Annotated in this window: 17 protein-coding genes and 1 pseudogene; 7 read left to right on the forward strand and 11 right to left on the reverse strand. The window is 69.7% G+C overall.

What is annotated here, in order from left to right; all coding sequences use genetic code 11:
- Nucleotides 1-36: 36 nt before the first annotated feature.
- On the forward strand, nt 37-1,206 hold the full coding sequence (locus tag IEX18_RS10385) for an alpha-hydroxy-acid oxidizing protein (protein ID WP_188658701.1): 1,170 nt from the start codon (nt 37-39) through the stop codon (nt 1,204-1,206).
- A gap of 191 nt (nt 1,207-1,397) precedes the next feature.
- Here IEX18_RS10385 and IEX18_RS10390 read toward each other — a convergent pair whose 3' ends face one another.
- The 9 genes and pseudogenes from IEX18_RS10390 to IEX18_RS10430 form a co-directional block, all read right to left on the reverse strand.
- Nucleotides 1,398-2,489, reverse strand: coding sequence for an acyl-CoA dehydrogenase family protein (locus IEX18_RS10390; protein ID WP_188658702.1), 1,092 nt, complete (start codon nt 2,487-2,489; stop codon nt 1,398-1,400).
- A complete protein-coding gene (locus IEX18_RS10395) occupies nt 2,489-3,685 on the reverse strand; it encodes an acyl-CoA dehydrogenase family protein (RefSeq protein ID WP_188658703.1) in 1,197 nt (398 codons plus the stop codon). Before IEX18_RS10395 ends, IEX18_RS10390 begins: the two co-directional genes overlap by 1 nt.
- A gap of 89 nt (nt 3,686-3,774) precedes the next feature.
- Complete coding sequence (locus IEX18_RS10400) at nt 3,775-3,999, reverse strand: hypothetical protein (RefSeq protein WP_188658704.1); 225 nt, start codon at nt 3,997-3,999, stop codon at nt 3,775-3,777.
- Between the two features lie 65 nt (nt 4,000-4,064).
- Nucleotides 4,065-5,318, reverse strand: coding sequence for an N-succinylarginine dihydrolase (locus tag IEX18_RS10405; RefSeq protein ID WP_188658705.1), 1,254 nt, complete (start codon nt 5,316-5,318; stop codon nt 4,065-4,067).
- Nucleotides 5,315-6,327: pseudogene (gene astA, locus IEX18_RS10410) on the reverse strand (arginine N-succinyltransferase). The gene IEX18_RS10405 and the pseudogene astA overlap by 4 nt, the downstream one beginning before the upstream one ends.
- Nucleotides 6,324-7,523 (reverse strand): hydrolase, encoded by a 1,200-nt coding sequence (locus IEX18_RS10415; protein ID WP_188659385.1) that lies wholly within the window; start codon nt 7,521-7,523, stop codon nt 6,324-6,326. The pseudogene astA and the gene IEX18_RS10415 overlap by 4 nt, the downstream one beginning before the upstream one ends.
- Nucleotides 7,523-8,440: a DUF481 domain-containing protein gene (locus IEX18_RS10420; RefSeq protein ID WP_229664517.1), complete on the reverse strand. Its 918-nt coding sequence runs from the start codon at nt 8,438-8,440 to the stop codon at nt 7,523-7,525. The genes IEX18_RS10415 and IEX18_RS10420 overlap by 1 nt, the downstream gene beginning before the upstream one ends.
- A gap of 40 nt (nt 8,441-8,480) precedes the next feature.
- Entirely contained in the window at nt 8,481-8,984 is a 504-nt protein-coding gene (locus IEX18_RS10425; RefSeq protein ID WP_188658706.1) for an RNA pyrophosphohydrolase, read from the reverse strand.
- The gene (locus IEX18_RS10430) at nt 8,981-9,958 is read right to left on the reverse strand and encodes an alpha/beta hydrolase (RefSeq protein ID WP_188658707.1); all 978 of its coding nucleotides are present in this window, start codon (nt 9,956-9,958) and stop codon (nt 8,981-8,983) included. The genes IEX18_RS10425 and IEX18_RS10430 overlap by 4 nt, the downstream gene beginning before the upstream one ends.
- A 46-nt stretch (nt 9,959-10,004) precedes the next feature.
- Here IEX18_RS10430 and IEX18_RS10435 point away from each other — a divergent pair, with 46 nt between their 5' ends.
- The 3 genes from IEX18_RS10435 to IEX18_RS10445 all read left to right on the forward strand — a co-directional run bounded on the left by IEX18_RS10435 (nt 10,005) and on the right by IEX18_RS10445 (nt 13,642).
- Nucleotides 10,005-10,904 carry a histone deacetylase family protein gene (locus IEX18_RS10435; RefSeq protein ID WP_188658708.1) on the forward strand — a complete coding sequence of 300 codons (900 nt, stop codon included), beginning with the start codon at nt 10,005-10,007 and terminating at the stop codon, nt 10,902-10,904.
- A gap of 27 nt (nt 10,905-10,931) precedes the next feature.
- Nucleotides 10,932-12,290 carry a cryptochrome/photolyase family protein gene (locus IEX18_RS10440; protein ID WP_188658709.1) on the forward strand — a complete coding sequence of 453 codons (1,359 nt, stop codon included), beginning with the start codon at nt 10,932-10,934 and terminating at the stop codon, nt 12,288-12,290.
- 161 nt (nt 12,291-12,451) lie between these two features.
- A complete protein-coding gene (locus tag IEX18_RS10445) occupies nt 12,452-13,642 on the forward strand; it encodes an SAM-dependent methyltransferase (RefSeq protein WP_188658710.1) in 1,191 nt (396 codons plus the stop codon).
- A gap of 27 nt (nt 13,643-13,669) precedes the next feature.
- On the opposite strand, the gene IEX18_RS10450 is transcribed toward IEX18_RS10445, so the two are convergent.
- Together IEX18_RS10450 and purF are read right to left on the reverse strand one after the other, a co-directional pair.
- The gene (locus IEX18_RS10450) at nt 13,670-14,383 is read right to left on the reverse strand and encodes an SDR family NAD(P)-dependent oxidoreductase (protein WP_188658711.1); all 714 of its coding nucleotides are present in this window, start codon (nt 14,381-14,383) and stop codon (nt 13,670-13,672) included.
- 4 nt (nt 14,384-14,387) lie between these two features.
- Nucleotides 14,388-15,845 carry an amidophosphoribosyltransferase gene (gene purF / locus IEX18_RS10455; protein ID WP_188658712.1) on the reverse strand — a complete coding sequence of 486 codons (1,458 nt, stop codon included), beginning with the start codon at nt 15,843-15,845 and terminating at the stop codon, nt 14,388-14,390.
- Nucleotides 15,846-15,976: 131 nt separating this feature from the next.
- On the opposite strand from purF, the gene IEX18_RS10460 reads away from it, so the two are divergent.
- Genes IEX18_RS10460 through IEX18_RS10470 form a run of 3 tightly spaced genes read left to right on the forward strand, consistent with a single transcriptional unit; the run spans nt 15,977 to nt 17,143 of the window.
- A complete protein-coding gene (locus IEX18_RS10460; RefSeq protein ID WP_188658713.1) occupies nt 15,977-16,228 on the forward strand; it encodes a DUF7218 family protein in 252 nt (83 codons plus the stop codon).
- 55 nt (nt 16,229-16,283) lie between these two features.
- Complete coding sequence (hisI, locus tag IEX18_RS10465) at nt 16,284-16,643, forward strand: phosphoribosyl-AMP cyclohydrolase (RefSeq protein WP_188658714.1); 360 nt, start codon at nt 16,284-16,286, stop codon at nt 16,641-16,643.
- On the forward strand, nt 16,640-17,143 hold the full coding sequence (locus IEX18_RS10470) for a hypothetical protein (RefSeq protein ID WP_188658715.1): 504 nt from the start codon (nt 16,640-16,642) through the stop codon (nt 17,141-17,143). Before hisI ends, IEX18_RS10470 begins: the two co-directional genes overlap by 4 nt.

Genomic DNA, 17,143 nt, shown 5'->3' on the forward strand with positions numbered 1-17,143 from the left:
TTTACGCTGCTATCCTCCCGGTCAAAGGAGAGGATCATGGCGGACCAGCAGAACCCGGGGCCCGGCCCGATCCGTCTTGCCCAAGCCTATGCCGCCGGGCTGATGGGGCAGGCGCCCGCCATTCCCTTCCGCATCGATGCGCTCGAAGCCCGGGCCGAGGCGGCGATGGGGCCGGCGGCCTTCGGCTATCTGCGCTCGGCGGGATCGGAGACGACGGCGTCCGCCAATCGCGCCGCTCTCGACGCGATGCGGCTGGTGCCGCGCATGCTCCGCGACGTCGGCGAGCGGCGGCTGTCCTGCGAGCTGTTCGGGCGCATCCTGCCGGCGCCGCTCCTGCTCGCGCCGATCGGCGTTCAGGAGCTCGCTCATCCCGAAGCCGATCTGGCGACCGCGCGCGCGGCCGCGTCGCGCGGCATACCGATGGTCTTCTCGAACCAGGCCTCGGTCGCAATGGAGCCCTGTGCGGCGGCGATGGGCGATGCCCCACGCTGGTTCCAGCTCTACTGGACCCGTTCGGACGCCCTGGCCGAGAGCCTGGTGCGCCGGGCCGAGGCGGCGGGGTGCGACGCGATCGTGGTGACGCTCGACACGACGCTGCTCGGCTGGCGTCCCGTCGATCTGGACAATGGCTTCCTGCCCTTCCTCAAGGGCCAGGGTATCGCGCAATATGTCAGCGATCCGGTGTTCCGGGCGATGCTGGCGCGCCCGCCCGAGGAGGACATGCTCGCCGCGGCGCAGCTCTTCACGCGCCTCTATTCGGATCCCAGTCTCGACTGGCTGCGCCTCCGCCGCATCCGTGAGTGGACGCGCCTGCCCGTCGTGCTCAAGGGCATCCAGCATCCGGCCGATGCGGCGCGCGCGGCGGACGAGGGCTGGGACGGGATCGTCGTGTCCAACCATGGCGGGCGGCAGGTCGACGGCGCCGTCGGCGCGGCCGGCCAGTTGGCGGCGTGCGTCGATGCGGTGGCCGGACGCGCACGTGTGCTCTTCGACAGCGGCATCCGCGGCGGTGCGGACGTGGTGAAGGCGCTGGCGCTCGGCGCCGACGCCGTGCTGCTCGGCCGCCCCTATATCTGGGGACTGGCGGCCGCGGGGGAACAGGGCGTGGCCGCGGTGATCGACAATGTGATCGCCGAACTCGACCTGACGCTCGGCCTGATCGGCTGCGACGATGTGGCCTCGCTCGGTTGGGAGTCGCTGGGTTAGGGCAACCCGTTGCAGCGGATCGTTGTGGGAGCCTGACGCTCCCCTTCATCGTCATCCCCGCGCAGGCGGGAATCCAGAACCTCTGACCTTGCGGGTTATGCGGAAAGGCTTCCGCGCGTCTGGATTCCCGCCTTCGCGGGAATGACGAATGAAAGGTGCAACGCTACTCTGAACCTGCTGCGAGAGCCGGTTCACGCCACCTTGCCCAGCGCGACATAGCGCTGAAGATGCCGGTCCTGATCGCCCAGCAGATGATCGATCATCGTGATCCGCTTGGCATAGTGCGACAATGGCAGCTCCCAGGTCATGCCGATGCCGCCATGCATCTGGATCGCCTCTTCCGCGACGAGCTGCCCGGTCGCACCGATCGTATATTTCGCCGCAGAGAGCACGCGGTCGCGCGCCGGCCCCTGCTTGTGGTCGAAGGCATCGGCCGCGTTGATCACCGCGGATCGCGCCTGCTCCACCTCCATCAGCACCGTCGCGATGCGGTGCTGGAGCGCCTGGAACTTGCCGATCGGCACGCCGAACTGGCGCCGCGTTCGCAGATAGTCGATGGTCATGTCGCGGGCGACGTCCATCGCCCCCAGCGCCTCCGCCGACAGGGCGAGAAGGCCCGCGGCCTCCGCCTCGGCCAGCGCCGCGGCGCCATCGGTCGCGACGCAGGCGTCGGCCCCCACCCGGACGCCGTCCAGCTGCACCTGGGCAGAGCGTCCGCCATCGATATTGGCGTAGCCGCGGATCGACACGCCGGCAGCATCCGCGGGCACCAGGAACAGCGCCGGCCTTCCCTCGGCCACGGCGGAGACGAGCAGCAGCGAGGCGGCTTCGGCCTGCGCGACAACCGCCTTCGCTCCGTTCAGCGTCCAGCCTTCGGCGTCGCGGATCGCGGTCGTCGCGAGCCCGCCGTCCTCGGCTTCCTGATGCGCCAGGGCGACGATCGCGCTACCTGCGACGATCTGCTCGAGCGCCGGACGCCCGCCGGCGGCCATCAGCGCGCGCCCGACCATCAATGTGCCGAGCAGCGGCTCGACCGACAAGGTGCGGCCCAGTTCCTCGAAGACGACCATGATGTCGAACCCCGAACCGCCGAACCCGCCAACGCTTTCGGGGAAGAGCGCGCCGGCGATGCCGAGCTCGCCCAGGCCCGCCCAGACCTTCGCGTTGTGGCCCGGCGCGTCATAGGCCGCCCGGTTGCGCGCTTCGGGAGGCGACTCCGCCGCCAGGAAGCGCCGCAGCGTATCGGCCAGCATCTGCCGGTCTTCGGAATGGCGGAAGTCCATCAGAGCCCCACGATCATCTTGGAAATGATGTTCCGCTGCACCTCGTTCGACCCGCCGAAGATCGAGAGCTTGCGGTTGTTGAAATAGGCGGGCGCCGCCGCCCCCGCGTCCTCCGGCCCGACCGGCTCGCCATTATAGCCCTCCTCCAGCGCTTCGGGGATGAAAGGCTGGGCGTAGGGGCCATAGGCGCGGCGGGTGAGGGCGGTGATTGCCTGCCGGATCTCGGTGCCCTTGATCTTCAGCATCGAGCTTTCCGCGCCCGGCGCACCGCCGCCGGCCGCGGCGGCGACGACCCGCATATTGGTCGTCGCCATGTTGGCCAGTTCGATCTCGACCCGCGCCATCCGCGCCGCGAAGAGCGGATCGTCGGCAAGCGGCCGTCCGTCCCGCCGGATCGAACCCGCCAGCGACTGGAGGCGCTCGAAGGCCGCGATCGAGGAGCCGACCCCGGCGATGTTGGTCCGCTCATAGGTCAGGAGATATTTGGCATAGGTCCAGCCCTTGTTCTCCTCGCCGACCAGATTGCTCACCGGCACGCGGACATCGGTGAAGAACACCTCGTTCACCTCCGCCTCGCCATCGAGCAGCATGATCGGGCGCACTTCGATGCCGGGCGTATCCATGTCGATGAGGAGGAAGGAGATGCCCTCCTGCGCCTTGGCGGCCGGATCGGTGCGGACCAGGCAGAAGATGCGGTTGGCGAACTGGCCGAGCGTCGTCCACGTCTTCTGCCCGTTGACGATATAGTGGTCGCCATCGCGCACCGCGCTCGTCTTCAGGCTGGCGAGATCCGAACCCGCGCCGGGTTCCGAATAGCCCTGGCACCACCAGTCGCGCCCGTCGAGGATCCGCGGCAGGATGGTCTTCCGCTGCTCCTCGGTCCCATATTTGATCAGCACCGGGCCCAGCATGCTGACGCCGAACGGAACGATGCGCGGCGCATGCGCCTTGGCGGCCTCGTCCTCGAAGATCGCCCGCTGGACGACGCTCCAGCCGGTGCCGCCATACTCGACCGGCCAATGGCTGGCGAGCCAGCCGCGATCGTTGAGGATGCGATGCCATTCCTCCAGATCGGCCTTGGTCAGCCGCTGATCGTGGCGCACCTTGTCGGCCAGGCGCGCCGGCAGTTTGTCGCGCAGGAAGCTGCGTACCTCCTCGCGGAACGCCTCTTCCTCGGGCGTGAAGCGCAGGTCCATTGATCCTCTCCGTTCTTTGCCGGGAGGATAGCAGAGGCGCGGCCGAGGGCAAGCGTTAAGGCATACCCGATCTTCTAAAGCGCCGAGTACTACCAGCGTTCCGCATGCTCGCGCTCGAGCGAGTCGAGGATGCGGCCACCGGCCATGAACACCGCGATCGTGCAGCATCCGAACAGCAGTCGGCCGCCCAGCCCCGGATACTGGCCGAGATATTCGGCGCCCCGATGCGTCGCCCCGACCGCGAGGCCATAGATGACCAGAAAGGCTTCGAACTTCGACTTGATGACGAACAGGCGGAAAAGACGGTGCAGCATGCCCGATGCCAAGCAAGGCAGGGGCCAGTCCCGGATTTCCGCCAGCGGCGGGCGAACCGATATGGTTAGCTGTCAGTTAATTCGACAAGGTCGAGCGCCTCGAGCAGCGCCAGCCGCGCCGCTTCGATCCGGCGGATCAGCGCGGGATCGCCGATAGCGTCCTGCCGGATCGCCTCGGGCCACTGCGCCTCGACCACCGCGGCGATCCGATCGAGCGTGCGGGCATCGACCAGGAACCTCGGATCCACCGTCTCGGGATCGGCGACGACGCGCAGGCGCAGACAGGCAGGCCCACCGCCATTCGCCATCGATTCGCGGACGTCGACCACCTCGACATGGCGGATCGGACCGTTGCCGGCCCGGTGCCGTTCCAGCCAGCGCCATACCGAAGCTTCTGCCCGCGTCTCGGCCGGAACGATCAGGGTGGTTCCGCGAGTGGTCGAGACGAGCTGCGCGTTGAACAGATAGGACCGGATCGCCGCCTCCAGCGACACCGCAGCCGCCGGCACCTCGACGATCTCGACCGTGGGCATCAGCGCGCGCAGCCTGGCGAAGACGCGCTCGCGCTCGGCAAAGGCCTGTTCGTGCGCGAACAGGACGTTGCCATTGGCGACCGCGACGACATCGTTGTGGAAGGCGCCTGCCGCGATCGCATCGGGCGACTGTTCGACGAACAGGGTCCGCGCCGGGTCGAGGCCGTGGCGGCGCGCCACCGCCTGGCTCGCCTCTTGGTGCTGGCGCGCGGGGAAGGGGGCGTGGCCGGTGCCGTAGACGAAGATCTCGACGCCGGGCGCGTCGTGCGAGGATGCCAGCCGCATATGGTTGGCCGCGCCTTCGTCCCCGAACGGTGCGGGAACGGGTTCGTGAACGGCGTAGGCGGAATCGGCGAAGGCGAGCCGCAGCTGGGCGAGCGTCGCGTGCCATTCGTGGCTGCGATGGGGCATCGTCACCAGATTGGCGACGGTCAGGTGGCAGCGGCCGTCGCGGGTATCGGGGGCGGGCGACACGGTCGCGGCATTCGCCGCCCACATGGCCGAGGCGGACAGGGCCTGCGCCTGGAGATGGGCCGGCGCATCGGCATAGGCGAGCCCCAGCCGCGCCAGCCAGCCATGGTCCGGGCGGGGATGCGGCAGCAACAGGCCCTGGGTCAGCCCGAGCGCGAGGTTCGCCCGCATCTTCGCCAGTCCTTGCAGGGCAGCGGCGCGCGGATGGGACACGGCGCCGGCATTGCGGGTGGCGGCAAGGTTGCCGGGGCTGAGGCCCGCATAATTATGGCTCGGCCCGACGATTCCGTCGAAATTGATCTCGACCAGCCTCACCAGCGTGCCGCGACGACGACTTCGTCGCCGATCCCCACCCCGAGATGGGCCGCGGTCTTCGCCGAAAGAGCGATACGCCCGTCCCGGCGCTCCGCCAGCCCGCAGACGCAGCGATAGTCCGCCAGCCGTCCGCTCGCGACGAGCACCTCCTCGTCCGCATCGTCGACGATCGCGGCCAGCGGTCCGACCGCCGCGTCGCGGATCGAGCGGACGTGATCGGTCAGCGCGGTCATGGTCGGGCCGCCGTCGAAGATGTCGCAATAGCGGGTCCAGCTGAACCCCTCATGCTCCAGCATCCGCATCGCCGCGCGCCCCGAGGGATGCGGCAGTCCGATCGCCGCGCGCGCCGCCTCGGTCAGCATCGCGGTATAGATCGGATGCTTGGGCATCAGGTCGGCGATGAACTGGTGCCCGTTCACCGCATTGAACTCGTCCGCCTGCTGGAAGGTCAGCCCGAAGAACCGGCCAGCCAGCCCGTCCCAGAAGGGCGAGCCTCCGGTCTCGTCGATCACGCCGCGCAGTTCGGCGAGGATGCGGTCGGCGAAACGGGGGCGGTGCAGCCGGATGAAGAGGTAGCGCGACCGGGCGAGGAGCAGTCCCAGCCCGCCCGCTCGCCGGGGTGGAGGAAGAGTCCGCCGACCTCGCTCGACCCCTCCAGGTCGGTCGTCAGGGTCAGCATCTCGGCGCGGAAGGTCCGCTCCAGTTCGCGGCTGTGCTGGGTGAGGGTGCCCAGCCGATAGCTGTAGAAGGGATGGCGCTGCCCGACCTGGGTGAACAGCTGGCACGTGCCGCGCACCTCGCCGGTCTCGGCATTCTCCAGGACGAGGACGAACAGCTCGTCGGCGATCTCTCCCTCGGCGCGCGCGAAGGCGGCGTGGCTGCGGTCGAGCTTGGCGCGCAGCGCGGTGCGATCGGGCGGCAGGTTGGTGAACCCGCCCCCGGTCAGCTTGGCCATCTCGTACAGGGGCTTCAGATCGGCATCGAGGGCGGCACGGATGCGAAAGCTCACAGGCGGGCGCCCTCCGCGATCCGCAGCACCGCCAGCGTCGACAGCGCCGCCCGTTCGGCGAGGCTGTCGACGAGCAGATACTCCTCGGGCGAATGGATGGCTCCGCCGCGCACGCCCATCGTATCGACCACCGGCACTTCCCTCGCCGCGACATTGTTGCCGTCGCACACTCCGCCCGTCGCCCGTCGCCCCAACGTCAGCCCCAGCTCGGCGCCCGCCGCCTCGACCAGCGCGAACAGGCGCCCGGCCGCCGCATCGACGGGCTTGGCCGGCCGGTTGAAGCTGCCATGGCGATGGACGGCGACATCATGCGCGGCGGCGACCGTCTGGCAAGCCTCTTCGATCGCCGCGTCGGCGCGGGCGGTCGCCGCGGCGTCGGCGGGACGGAAGTTCACCCGCAGCACGGCATGGTCGGGCACCACGTTGTTGGGCCCGCCGCCGTCGATCCGCGCGGGATTGACCGTCAGACCCGGAGCCTTGGCCGCCGCGAGCCGGAGGGCGAGGTCGGCCGCCGCCACCAGCGCATTGCGCCCCTCTTCGGGATTGCGTCCGGCATGGGCACTGCGGCCGGTCACTGCCAGCGAGAAATTGCCCGTGCCCCCGCGCGCACCGGCCAGCGTGCCGTCTGGCAGGGCGGGCTCGTAGCCGAAGGCTGCCGCCTTTCCCTCCGCGAGCGCCGCGATCAGCGTCGCCGAGGACAGCGAGCCGGTCTCCTCGTCCGAATTGACGAGCACGTCATAGCCGATTGCATCGATCGCGCCCTCTGCCTCCAGGGCCGACAGCGCGGCCAGCATCACCTGCAGCCCGCCCTTCATGTCGGTCACGCCTGGCCCGATCAGGGCGCCGTCGGCCCGCCAGGCCTGCGACTGGAAGGGGTGATCGGGGCCATAGACCGTGTCCATATGCCCGAAGAAGAGCAGCCGGCGCTGCGCCTGCGGCCGCACCGCAAGGGTGAGATGCCGGCCATGCGCGACCGGCTCGATCCGGCCGTCCGCCGTCATCCGGTCGACCGGCGCGGGATCGACCAGCCGTACCTCGCCCGGCAATGCGGCGAAGGCGGCGGCGAGCCGTTCGGCCATCGTCGCGAGCCCGGACAGGTTGTAGGTGCCGCTGTTCACCGCCGCCCAGTCCCGCACCCCGGCCAGCATCGCCGCGGCATCGATCCGCGCCAGGATCCGCCGGGCGCTCGACGCGATCAAAAGGTATAGACCAGCGAGGCGCGGCTCACCGTGTCGGTCGTCTTGCGCCCCTCGGGCGGCATGCTTTCATACTGGACGTTGTACGACAGCGCCGCGGACAGCGGTCCCAGCAGCTTGGCATTGAGCGAGCTGGTCGTCGTCACCGTTGAATTGAACCGCTCCAGATAGGCCGCCGCCTGCTGCTGGAACGAGAGGCCCGCGACGATCTGGTAGCGGAAATCGAGCGAACCGCGCGCCGACAGGCTCGACTGGGTATCGTCGTTGGTGAAGGCGGTAAGGCGATAACCGGGCCCGACCTCCAGGTCGAGCTGCATGCGCGGCCGCTTGATCGCGCTGTAGCCGAGCCCGCTCGAGACGGTCAGGCGATCGGTGTAGCCGAGGAAGCGGTCGCTCTCATATTGACCGACGCCATAGACATAGGCGCGGTCGTCGAACTTGTAGTTGGGCTCCCACGCGGCGAGATAATGCTCGCGCGTCGTCACCCCCTGGCTCTCCTGGAAGTCGGCGCGCGCCCGGAACTTGTGCCGCCATTGCAGCCCTTCGCGCTCCGCGTCGAGCACCGCGCTGCCGCCGGCATTGCTCGAATTGCCGGTGGTGATGAAGCCGCCCACCTCGGCGCGCCCCTTCCACAGGTTGAGGAAGCTCGCCTGGCGGATCACCTGCTCGCGCGCCGCCGCCCGGTCGGCCCGCCATTTCTGCGCGATGGCGAGCACTGCGTCGCCGCTGACCGGGTCGGCGCTGCGCGCGTACCGGACGATCGTCGACACGTCGTTGTCGTTCCCCGACTCCAGCGCGGCGTCCAGCATCGCCCGGATCGATTCTGGGATCATCGATGCCGCATCCGACAAGGTCGGCCCGCCCGGCGGGGGTGCCTGGTCGGCCGTGGCGGCAGCGAGGATCGCGAGGGACAGCACGCGTCCCTGCTACCGCCGGTCCGCCCCCTCCCGCAACCTCTCAGCGTGCAGTTTCGGTGCTGCCAAGTGCCGGGAGGTGCGGGCGGAAGGCGGCGAGCACGTCCTCGTAGAGCGCCCGCTTGAACGGCACGATCAGGCGCGGCAGATCCTCGGGATCGATCCAGCGCCAGCTGCGGAACTCCGGATGTTCTGTCCGGATATCGATATCGCCGTCCTCGCCCAGGAAGCGGAACAGGAACCAGCGCTGGGTCTGGCCGCGCCACTTTCCCTTCCACGCCTTGCCGATCAGCTCGGGCGGCAGGTCGTAGGTGAAGTCGCCGGGGGCCTCGGCGATCAGCTCGACATGCCCGGGGTCGACGCCGGCCTCCTCGCCCAGTTCGCGCACCGCGGCGGTCAGCGCGTCTTCGCCGGGATCGATCCCGCCCTGCGGCATCTGCCACGCCTCCAGCGTCGAATCGAGCCGCTGCCCGACGAACACCTGCCCCGCGCGATTGACGAGCATCACCCCCGCGCAGGGGCGATAGGGAAGGTCCGCCTTGCTCATGCCGCTGCCGCCTGCGCCTGGACCCGCGCGCCTTCCCGTTCGGCCAGCATGGCCTTCACGGCGATCAGAAACCCCTGCACGTCCGCGACCGAGGAGGGGATCGCCTTTCGCAGCGTGGCAAAGCCGTGGATGTTGCCGGCAGCCTCGCGATAGACCGCCTCGACGCCCGCCTCGATCAGCCTGGCGGCATAGGTCCGCCCCTGGTCGCGCAACGGGTCGCGCCCCGCCGTCACGATCACCGCGGGCGGCATGCCGGCGAGCGGCGCCCGCATCGGCGAGGCGCGCATATGCGTGATGTCCGCGGCATAGGCGTCGCCGAACCACAGCATCGCCGCCTTGGTCAGCGAATAGCCTTCGGCAAACTCCTCGAAGCTCGGATAATGGCCGCTCGGATCGGTGACCGGGTAGATCGGCGCCTGGAGCAGGACGGGGACCTGCGCGGGCGCGTCCCGAAGGGCCATGGCGGTGGTAATGGTCAGCATCCCGCCCGCACTGTCGCCCATCAGCACCAGCGCCGTCGGCGTCAGCCCCGATTCGGCCGGTCCCTCAGCGACCCAGCGCGCCGCCGCCTCGGCATCGTCCGGCGCCGCCGGCCAGCGATGCTCGGGCGCCAAGCGGTACTCGACCGACAGCACCGGCAGGCCGAGAGTCCGCGCGACCTCCGCACACAGGCTGGCATGCGTGTCGACCGTGCCGAACACGAAGCCGCCGCCATGATACAAGACGACGACCGGTCCCGGCACCCGATGCTCCTCGGCATCGAACAGCCGCGCCGGGATCGGCCCGGCAGGCGAGGGGATGGTCAGCCGCCGGTCGACGGCGAGTGGGCCGACCGGCGGCTCGACCAGATCCTTGCTGGCGGAGAACATCTGCCGGGCCGTGACCGGATCGACCTCGTAGGTCCTCGGTCCGGGCAGCCTGTTGAGATAGTCGAGGAAGCGCCGCACATCGGGCCGCACGAAAGGTTCGCTCATTCTTCCTCCGATGGCGACAGCGCCGGACGCTTCCTACCTAGGATGGGTGATCCCCATCGTCCATCACCCCGCCTATGTCACCGAGGTCCCGTCCCGCTCCACCTATCGCTGGGGGAAGAACGGTGCGATCCGCGATCTGCTGCAGGCCGAAGGCGCGCGGATCGACTGGCATAGACCCGAACCGATGCCACGCCGCTGGCTGGAGGCGGTGCACGACCCCGACTATGTGGACGAAGTGCTCGCCGCCGCGGTGCCTGCCGTCAAGACGCGGCGGATCGGCTTTCCCGTCACGCCGCCGGTCGCCGCGCGCGCCGCGATGGTGCCGGGCGGCACCTGGCTGGCGGCGATGCTGGCGCTGGACCATGGCTTTGCCGCCAACAGCGCCGGCGGCAGCCACCATGCCCTGCACGAGACGGGTGCGGGCTATTGCATCTTCAACGACCTGGCGCTCGCCGCGGTGCGGCTGGTCGAGGAAGGCACGGTCGCGCGGGTGCTGGTCGTCGACGTCGATGTCCATCAGGGCGACGGGACCGCGGCGCTGACCGCGGGCCGGGCGGACATCGCCACCTATTCGATCCATGCCGAGAAGAACTTCCCGGCGCGCAAGGCCCGGTCGACGCTGGACGTCGGCTTGCCCGACGGCGTCGGCGACGACGCCTATCTGGAGGCGCTGGAGCGCACGCTGGTGCCTCTCCTCGACGCGTTCGCGCCGTCGCTCATCCTGTATCAGGCGGGCGTCGATCCCCTGGCGGAGGACCGGCTCGGCCGTCTGGCGCTGACCGAGGCGGGGCTGGTCGCCCGCGAGCGGCTGGTCGCGCGACTGGCGCGGGCGCGCGGTCTTCCGCTCGCGAGCACCGTGGGGGGCGGCTATGGCGACGATGTCATGGCGATCGCGGCACGGCACGTGCGCGCCATCCTGACGCTCGGCGAGGCGTTCGGGCACTGATCCACGATAGCGCGCGTTGGGCCGGGCATGGCCGACCCCGTCATCCTCTGGTTCCGTCAGGACCTGCGCCTCGCCGACCAGCCCGCCCTGCTCGCCGCCGCCGAGGCCGGTCCCGTCATCCCCGTCTATGTGCTCGACGATGACGGCCCGGGCGACTGGAAGATCGGCGGCGCGCAGCGCTGGTGGCTGCACCACAGCCTCGCCTCGCTCGACGCGTCCCTCAGGGAGAAGGGCAGCCGGCTGATCCTGCGCCGTGGTCCGGCGGCCGAGGTGCTGACGGGCCTGATGGACGAGAGCGGCGCCGGCGGCATCCATGCCCTGACCCATTACGAGCCCTGGTGGCGCAAGTCGGAGGCGGCGCTCGGCGACCGTCTCTGCCTGCACGACGGCAACCAGCTGACCCGGATCGAAGACGTCACGACGGGGTCCGGGCAGCCCTTCCGCATCTACTCCTCCTTCTGGAAGGCCGCGCAGGGCCATCTGCCGCCGCCGCATCCCGAGCCCGCGCCCCGATCGATCCCGGCGCCGTCGCACTGGCCGAAGAGCGAGACGCTGGCGTCATGGCAGCTGCTGCCGACCAAACCCGACTGGTCGACCGGGTTCGACACGGACTGGACGCCCGGAGAAGCGGCAGGCCAGGACCGGCTGAAGGCGGTCGGCGAGCTGATCGGTACCTATGCCGATGCGCGCAACATGCCTGCCAAGGAGGGGACGACGCGCCTGTCGCCGCACCTGCATTTCGGCGAGGTCTCCGCGCGCGCGGCGTGGCATGCGACCGGCCGCCACGAGGCGACCAGCTTCCATCAGGAGCTGGCGTGGCGCGACTTCACCCGCGGCGTCACCCTCGCGCTGCCCGACTATGCGGAAAAGAACGGCCGCCCGCGTTACGACACGCTGCCATGGCGGAAGGGCGCAGCGGCGCAGCGCGACCTGAGGGCCTGGCAGCAGGGCCGCACCGGCTATCCGATCGTCGATGCCGGGATGCGCCAGCTGTGGCAGAGCGGCTGGATGCACAATCGCGTGCGGATGATCACCGCCAGCTTTCTGGTGAAGCATCTGCTGCTCGACTGGCGGGAGGGCGAGCGCTGGTTCTGGGACTGTCTGGTCGATGCCGACTACGCCAACAATGCCGTCAACTGGCAATGGGTCGCCGGGACCGGAGTCGACGCCAATATGTTCAGCCGCATCATGGCGCCGCTGACCCAGTCGGAGAAGTTCGACGCCGGCGACTATATCCGCCACTGGGTGCCCGAGCTGAAGGACGTGCCCGATCCGGCCATCCATGATCCGGAAGACGCCGGGTGCAGGCCCAAAGCCTATCCCGACAAGATCGTCGGCCATCGCGAGGCGCGCGAGCGGGCGCTGGCGGCCAATCGGGCGGTTTAGCGTCGAACGCGATCAGCGGTGCTCACTGCCGTTCGCCCTGAGCGCAGTCGAAGGCAGCTCTTCACAAGGTGCTTCGACTGCGCTCGGCACGAACGGTTGCTGACGCTCATTGGCAACCAACCCTAGCGCCCGCCGCCCGGTCGGTGCATGGGGCCGCCGGTATGGGCGGGACGAATGCAGCGCGGCGGATGATATCGGGGCCTTTCCACCGGTTGCTCGACCGCATCGATCGGGGGCTGGAGCAGGGCGCGATCGAGGCGACGCTGCCGGACGGGACGGCGCGCATCCTGGGTGGTCGCACCGACGGACCGGTTGCGGTGGTGGCCGTGCGCCGCTGGCGCGCCCTGTGGAAGCTCGCGACCGGCGGCTCGATCGGCTGGTACGAGGCGTGGGCGGCAGGGGACTGGGGCAGCCCCGACCCGGTGCCGCTGTTCGACCTGTTCATGCGCAATCGCACCAGCCTCGGCACCGCGGCGCGCGCCGGCCGGCTGGGCGGACTGGTCAGCCGGGCGTGGCACCGCCTGCGCCGCAACGACCGGAGCGGCGCGCGGGCGAACATCGCGGCGCACTATGATCTCGGCAACGACTTCTACGCGGCCTGGCTCGACCCGAGCCTGACCTATTCGAGCGCGATCTTCGCCGCTCCGGATGAGCCGCTCGCCGACGCGCAGCGGCGCAAGCTGCAGGCCGTCCTCGACCGCACCGCGACTCGCCCGGGCGAGCAGCTGCTGGAGATCGGCTGCGGCTGGGGCTCGTTCGCCGCACTCGCCGCGGGGCAGGGGCGGCGGGTCGATGCGCTGACGCTTTCGGCCGAGCAGAAGGCGCATGTCGACGCGCTCGATCTGTCCGGCGTCGCGGTCATGCTCACCGACTATCGCGACATAGCCGGCCAGTATGATGGCGTCGCCAGCATCGAGATGGTGGAGGCGGTCGGGCAGGAATATTGGGCCGCCTATCTCGACGCCATCGTCCGCGTGCTGAAGCCCGGCGGGCGGGCCGCAATCCAGTATATCAGCATCGCCGACGACGTCTTTCCCGCCTATGCGAGCAACGCGGACTTCATCCAGCGCTACATCTTTCCGGGCGGCATGCTCCTCTCGGAAAGCCGGTTCCGGGCGCTGGCCGAGGCGCGCGGACTCCTCTGGCAGGACCGGACCGACTTCGGCCAGGACTATGCCGAAACGCTCCGGCGCTGGCGGCTGCGTTTCGACGCCGCCGACCGCGCGGGCCGCCTCCCGTCTCGGCTCGACGCGCGCTTCCGGCGGATGTGGCGCTATTACCTGATGTACTGCGAGGGCGGGTTCCGCGGCGGCGGCATCGATGTGGCGCAGGTGACGCTCGTCAAACCCTGAATCGCGGCGTGGCGCGGCCGGTGCGATTCAGCCGACGCGCTCGCGGTGATTGACCGGAAAGCCGTCGACCGACAGCCGCAGGATCGCCTCCGCCACCGTTTCGGGCGGCTTGACCGAGGCCGGATCCTCGCCCGGATAGGCCCGCGCCCGCATCGTGGTGCGCGTCGCGCCGGGATCCAGCACGGCCACGCGGGTCTTGCTGATCGCCTCGACCTCGTCGCCATAGGCGCCCAGCAGCGTCTCGAACGCCGCCTTGGATGCGCCATAGGCGCCCCAATAGGCGCGCGGTTCGCGGCCGACGCTGGAGGTCACTCCGATCACCTTGCCCGCCGCGGCCCGGCGCAGCATCGCGTCGAAGGCCGCCAGCATCGCCGCCTGCGCGCTGACGTTGAGCGTCAGCACCCGCGCGAACTCCTTGGGATCGATCGCGGGCACCGCCGCGAGGCTGCCGAGCATCGCCGCATTGAGGACGAGCACGTCGAGGGCCTTCCACCGCTCGCCCACCGCCGCAGCGAGCTTGGCGATCGAATCGGTCTCGGTCAGGTCGAGCGGCGCGATCGTCGCCGATCCGCCCGCGTCGAAGATCGCCTGCTCGACATCCTCCAGCGCGTTGCCGGTCCGCGCCGTGATCACCACATGCGCGCCCGCCGCGCCGAGCGCACGGGCGGTCGCCGCGCCGATACCGCGGCTGGCGCCGGTCACCAGCGCCAGCTGGCCGGCGAGGGGCTTGTCCGTCGTCATCGACTCAATTCACCCGTTCGGCCAGCAAGGCAAACTGGTCGACCACCGACGTGTCGTCCTGATCGGTCAGCGTCGTCGGATAGTCGCCGGTGAAGCAGGCGTCGCAATAGCTCGGCCGGATATCGGCGCGCCGCGCCTCGCCCAGCGCCTTGTACAGCCCGTCGATCGAGACGAAGGCCAGGCTGTCCGCATGGATGAAGTCGGTCATCCCGCCCAGGTCGAGCTTCGCGGCGAGGAGCTTGGCCCGCTCCGGCGTGTCGACGCCGTAGAAGCAACTGTGCCGCGTCGGCGGCGAGGCGATGCGCATATGCACCTCCGCCGCGCCGGCATCGCGCATCATCTGCACGATCTTCAGGCTGGTGGTGCCGCGGACGATCGAATCGTCGATCAGCACGACGCGCTTGCCCGCGATCAGCGCGCGGTTGGCATTGTGCTTCAGCTTGACGCCCAGATGGCGGACCTTGTCGCCCGGCTGGATGAAGGTCCGGCCGACATAGTGCGAGCGGATGATGCCCAGTTCGAACGGAATGCCCGACTGCTGGGCATAGCCGATCGCCGCGGGCACGCCCGAATCGGGCACCGGGATGACCAGGTCGGCCTCCACCGGCGCCTCGATCGCCAGCTGTGCGCCGATCTCCTTGCGCACCGAATAGACCGAATGGTCGCCCGCGATCGAATCGGGACGCGAGAAATAGACCCATTCGAAGATACAGGGCCGCGGGCTCACCGGGGCGAAGGGCTTGATCGACCGGATCTCGCTGCCCTGCACGATCACCATCTCGCCCGGCTCGACCGCGCGCTCGAAGGTGGCGCCGCACACGTCGAGCGCGACCGTCTCCGAGGCGAAGATCACCGCATCGTCCAGCCGGCCCATCACCAGCGGCCGGATGCCGAGCGGGTCGCGGCAGGCGATCATCCCCTCCGGCGTCATCACGATCAGCGAATAGGCACCCTCGATCTGCTTCAGCGCGTCGATGAAGCGGTCGAGCAGGGTCCGATAGTTGCTGGTCGCGACCAGATGGATGATCGTTTCCGTGTCGGAGGTCGACTGGAAGATCGAGCCGCGGCGAACCAGCTCGCGGCGCAGCTTCATCGCGTTGGAGATGTTGCCGTTATGGGCGATGGCGAAGCCGCCGGTCGCCAGGTCGGCATAGAGCGGCTGGACGTTGCGCAGCGCCGTCTCGCCGGTGGTGGAATAGCGGACATGGCCCGCCGCGACGGTGCCGGGCAGGCTGCGGATCACCTCGTCCCGGTCGAAATTGCCGGCGACGTGACCCATGGCGCGATGGGTATGGAAGAGGTGGCCGTCGAACGAGGTGATGCCCGCCGCCTCCTGGCCGCGATGCTGCAGGGCGTGAAGGCCGAGTGCGGCAAGCGCGGCGGCGCTGTCACTGCCCGATACGCCGAAGATGCCGCACTCTTCGCGCAGCTTGTCGTCATCGAAGGGGTGGGTGGTCAGCATGGCCTGCACTTCTGGGGGAAGGGGGTTCGCGGGCCATATAGGGTCGATCCCCCCGCTTGTCGCCTGTTTGTCACGAAAGACCGGAGCGATCCGTCGCACGGCGCGTTCGGCCCGCGAACCGGAGGTGCGCGATGGCGAAGGATCACGGCCCGCAGATCAAGGACGATGCGCTGTACGAGGAGCTGAAGAAGCAGGGCGCCTCGTCCGAAAAGGCCGCGCGCATCGCCAATGCCCGCGCCGCCGGCACGCTGAAGCACAATAGCGAGCGCCTGGAGGACCGGACCAAGGCCGATCTGATGAAGGAAGCGGCCAGGATCGGCATCGAGGGCCGGTCGAAGATGGACAAGGCCGGACTGGTCAAGGCGATCCGCAATCACGGCTGACGCGTGACGCGGCGGAAAGGTGACGCGGCGAAAGTGCGCCGGTAATGCGGTGGCGATGACCGACGCACTCGATACCTCGCTCGCCTTCACCCCGCGTTTCGACGCCGCCGGTCTGGTGACCGCGGTCGTCACCGATCCCGCCGGCGCGCTGCTGATGGTCGCGCACATGAACGAAGCGGCGATCGCCACGACCCGCGCGACCGGGAAGGCGACGTTCTGGTCGCGCAGCCGCAACCGGCTGTGGAAGAAAGGGGAGACGTCCGGCAACGTCCTCCATGTCCGCGAAATGCGGGTCGATTGCGATCAGGACGCGCTCTGGCTGATCGTCGATCCCGCCGGCCCTGCCTGCCATACGGGCGCGACCAGCTGCTTCTATCGCCGTGTCACCGATCAGGGGCTCGAGCGGATCGCATGACGCGCTGGTTGCCGGCCCTTGCCCTCATCTCGCTCGCCGGCTGCGGCAGCAGCGAGGGGGTGCAGAACGAGGCCGTCGCCGGCGGCGCGGGGGCGCAGCTGGAGGCGGCGGCGGTCGGGCAGGGGCTGGTCGGCGACCCCCAGAGCGGCTCGCCCATCGGCTCCTGGGCGCGCGAGGGCGACCGGCTGTGCATCGCCGATGGCGCCGGCGGCGCGCAGCGGATCGGCATCGTCAGCGACTATGGCGACGGGCAGGGATGCGACGCCGGCGGCACGCTGGTGCGGCAGGGGCAGCGGCTGCGGGTGACGCTGGGTGCGTGCCGTTTCGAGGCGAGCTACAACGGCGATCGCATCGTCTTCCCCGGCGTCATGCCGCCCGAGTGCGAACAACTCTGCCGCGGCCGCGCCTCGCTGGCCGGGCTGGAGGTCGATCGCCAGAGCGAGTCGGCGTCCGAGGCGGCCACGCTCCGACTGCGCGGCGGCAAGCGCCCTTGCGAATAG

The organism is Sphingomonas metalli, from assembly GCF_014641735.1.
GTDB classification, from domain to species: domain Bacteria; phylum Pseudomonadota; class Alphaproteobacteria; order Sphingomonadales; family Sphingomonadaceae; genus Sphingomonas; species Sphingomonas metalli.

What these genes read in the sequence shown, in the direction of transcription:
- IEX18_RS10385 (WP_188658701.1), top strand. Translation starts at nt 37, where the DNA reads ATGGCGGACCAGCAGAACCCGGGGCCCGGCCCGATCCGTCTTGCCCAA.
- IEX18_RS10390 (WP_188658702.1), bottom strand. Translation starts at nt 2,489, where the DNA reads ATGGACTTCCGCCATTCCGAAGACCGGCAGATGCTGGCCGATACGCTG.
- IEX18_RS10395 (WP_188658703.1), bottom strand. Translation starts at nt 3,685, where the DNA reads ATGGACCTGCGCTTCACGCCCGAGGAAGAGGCGTTCCGCGAGGAGGTA.
- IEX18_RS10400 (WP_188658704.1), bottom strand. Translation starts at nt 3,999, where the DNA reads ATGCTGCACCGTCTTTTCCGCCTGTTCGTCATCAAGTCGAAGTTCGAA.
- IEX18_RS10425 (WP_188658706.1), bottom strand. Translation starts at nt 8,984, where the DNA reads ATGAGCAAGGCGGACCTTCCCTATCGCCCCTGCGCGGGGGTGATGCTC.
- IEX18_RS10430 (WP_188658707.1), bottom strand. Translation starts at nt 9,958, where the DNA reads ATGAGCGAACCTTTCGTGCGGCCCGATGTGCGGCGCTTCCTCGACTAT.
- IEX18_RS10440 (WP_188658709.1), top strand. Translation starts at nt 10,932, where the DNA reads ATGGCCGACCCCGTCATCCTCTGGTTCCGTCAGGACCTGCGCCTCGCC.
- IEX18_RS10445 (WP_188658710.1), top strand. Translation starts at nt 12,452, where the DNA reads ATGGGCGGGACGAATGCAGCGCGGCGGATGATATCGGGGCCTTTCCAC.
- IEX18_RS10450 (WP_188658711.1), bottom strand. Translation starts at nt 14,383, where the DNA reads ATGACGACGGACAAGCCCCTCGCCGGCCAGCTGGCGCTGGTGACCGGC.
- purF (WP_188658712.1), bottom strand. Translation starts at nt 15,845, where the DNA reads ATGCTGACCACCCACCCCTTCGATGACGACAAGCTGCGCGAAGAGTGC.
- IEX18_RS10460 (WP_188658713.1), top strand. Translation starts at nt 15,977, where the DNA reads ATGGCGAAGGATCACGGCCCGCAGATCAAGGACGATGCGCTGTACGAG.
- hisI (WP_188658714.1), top strand. Translation starts at nt 16,284, where the DNA reads ATGACCGACGCACTCGATACCTCGCTCGCCTTCACCCCGCGTTTCGAC.
- IEX18_RS10470 (WP_188658715.1), top strand. Translation starts at nt 16,640, where the DNA reads ATGACGCGCTGGTTGCCGGCCCTTGCCCTCATCTCGCTCGCCGGCTGC.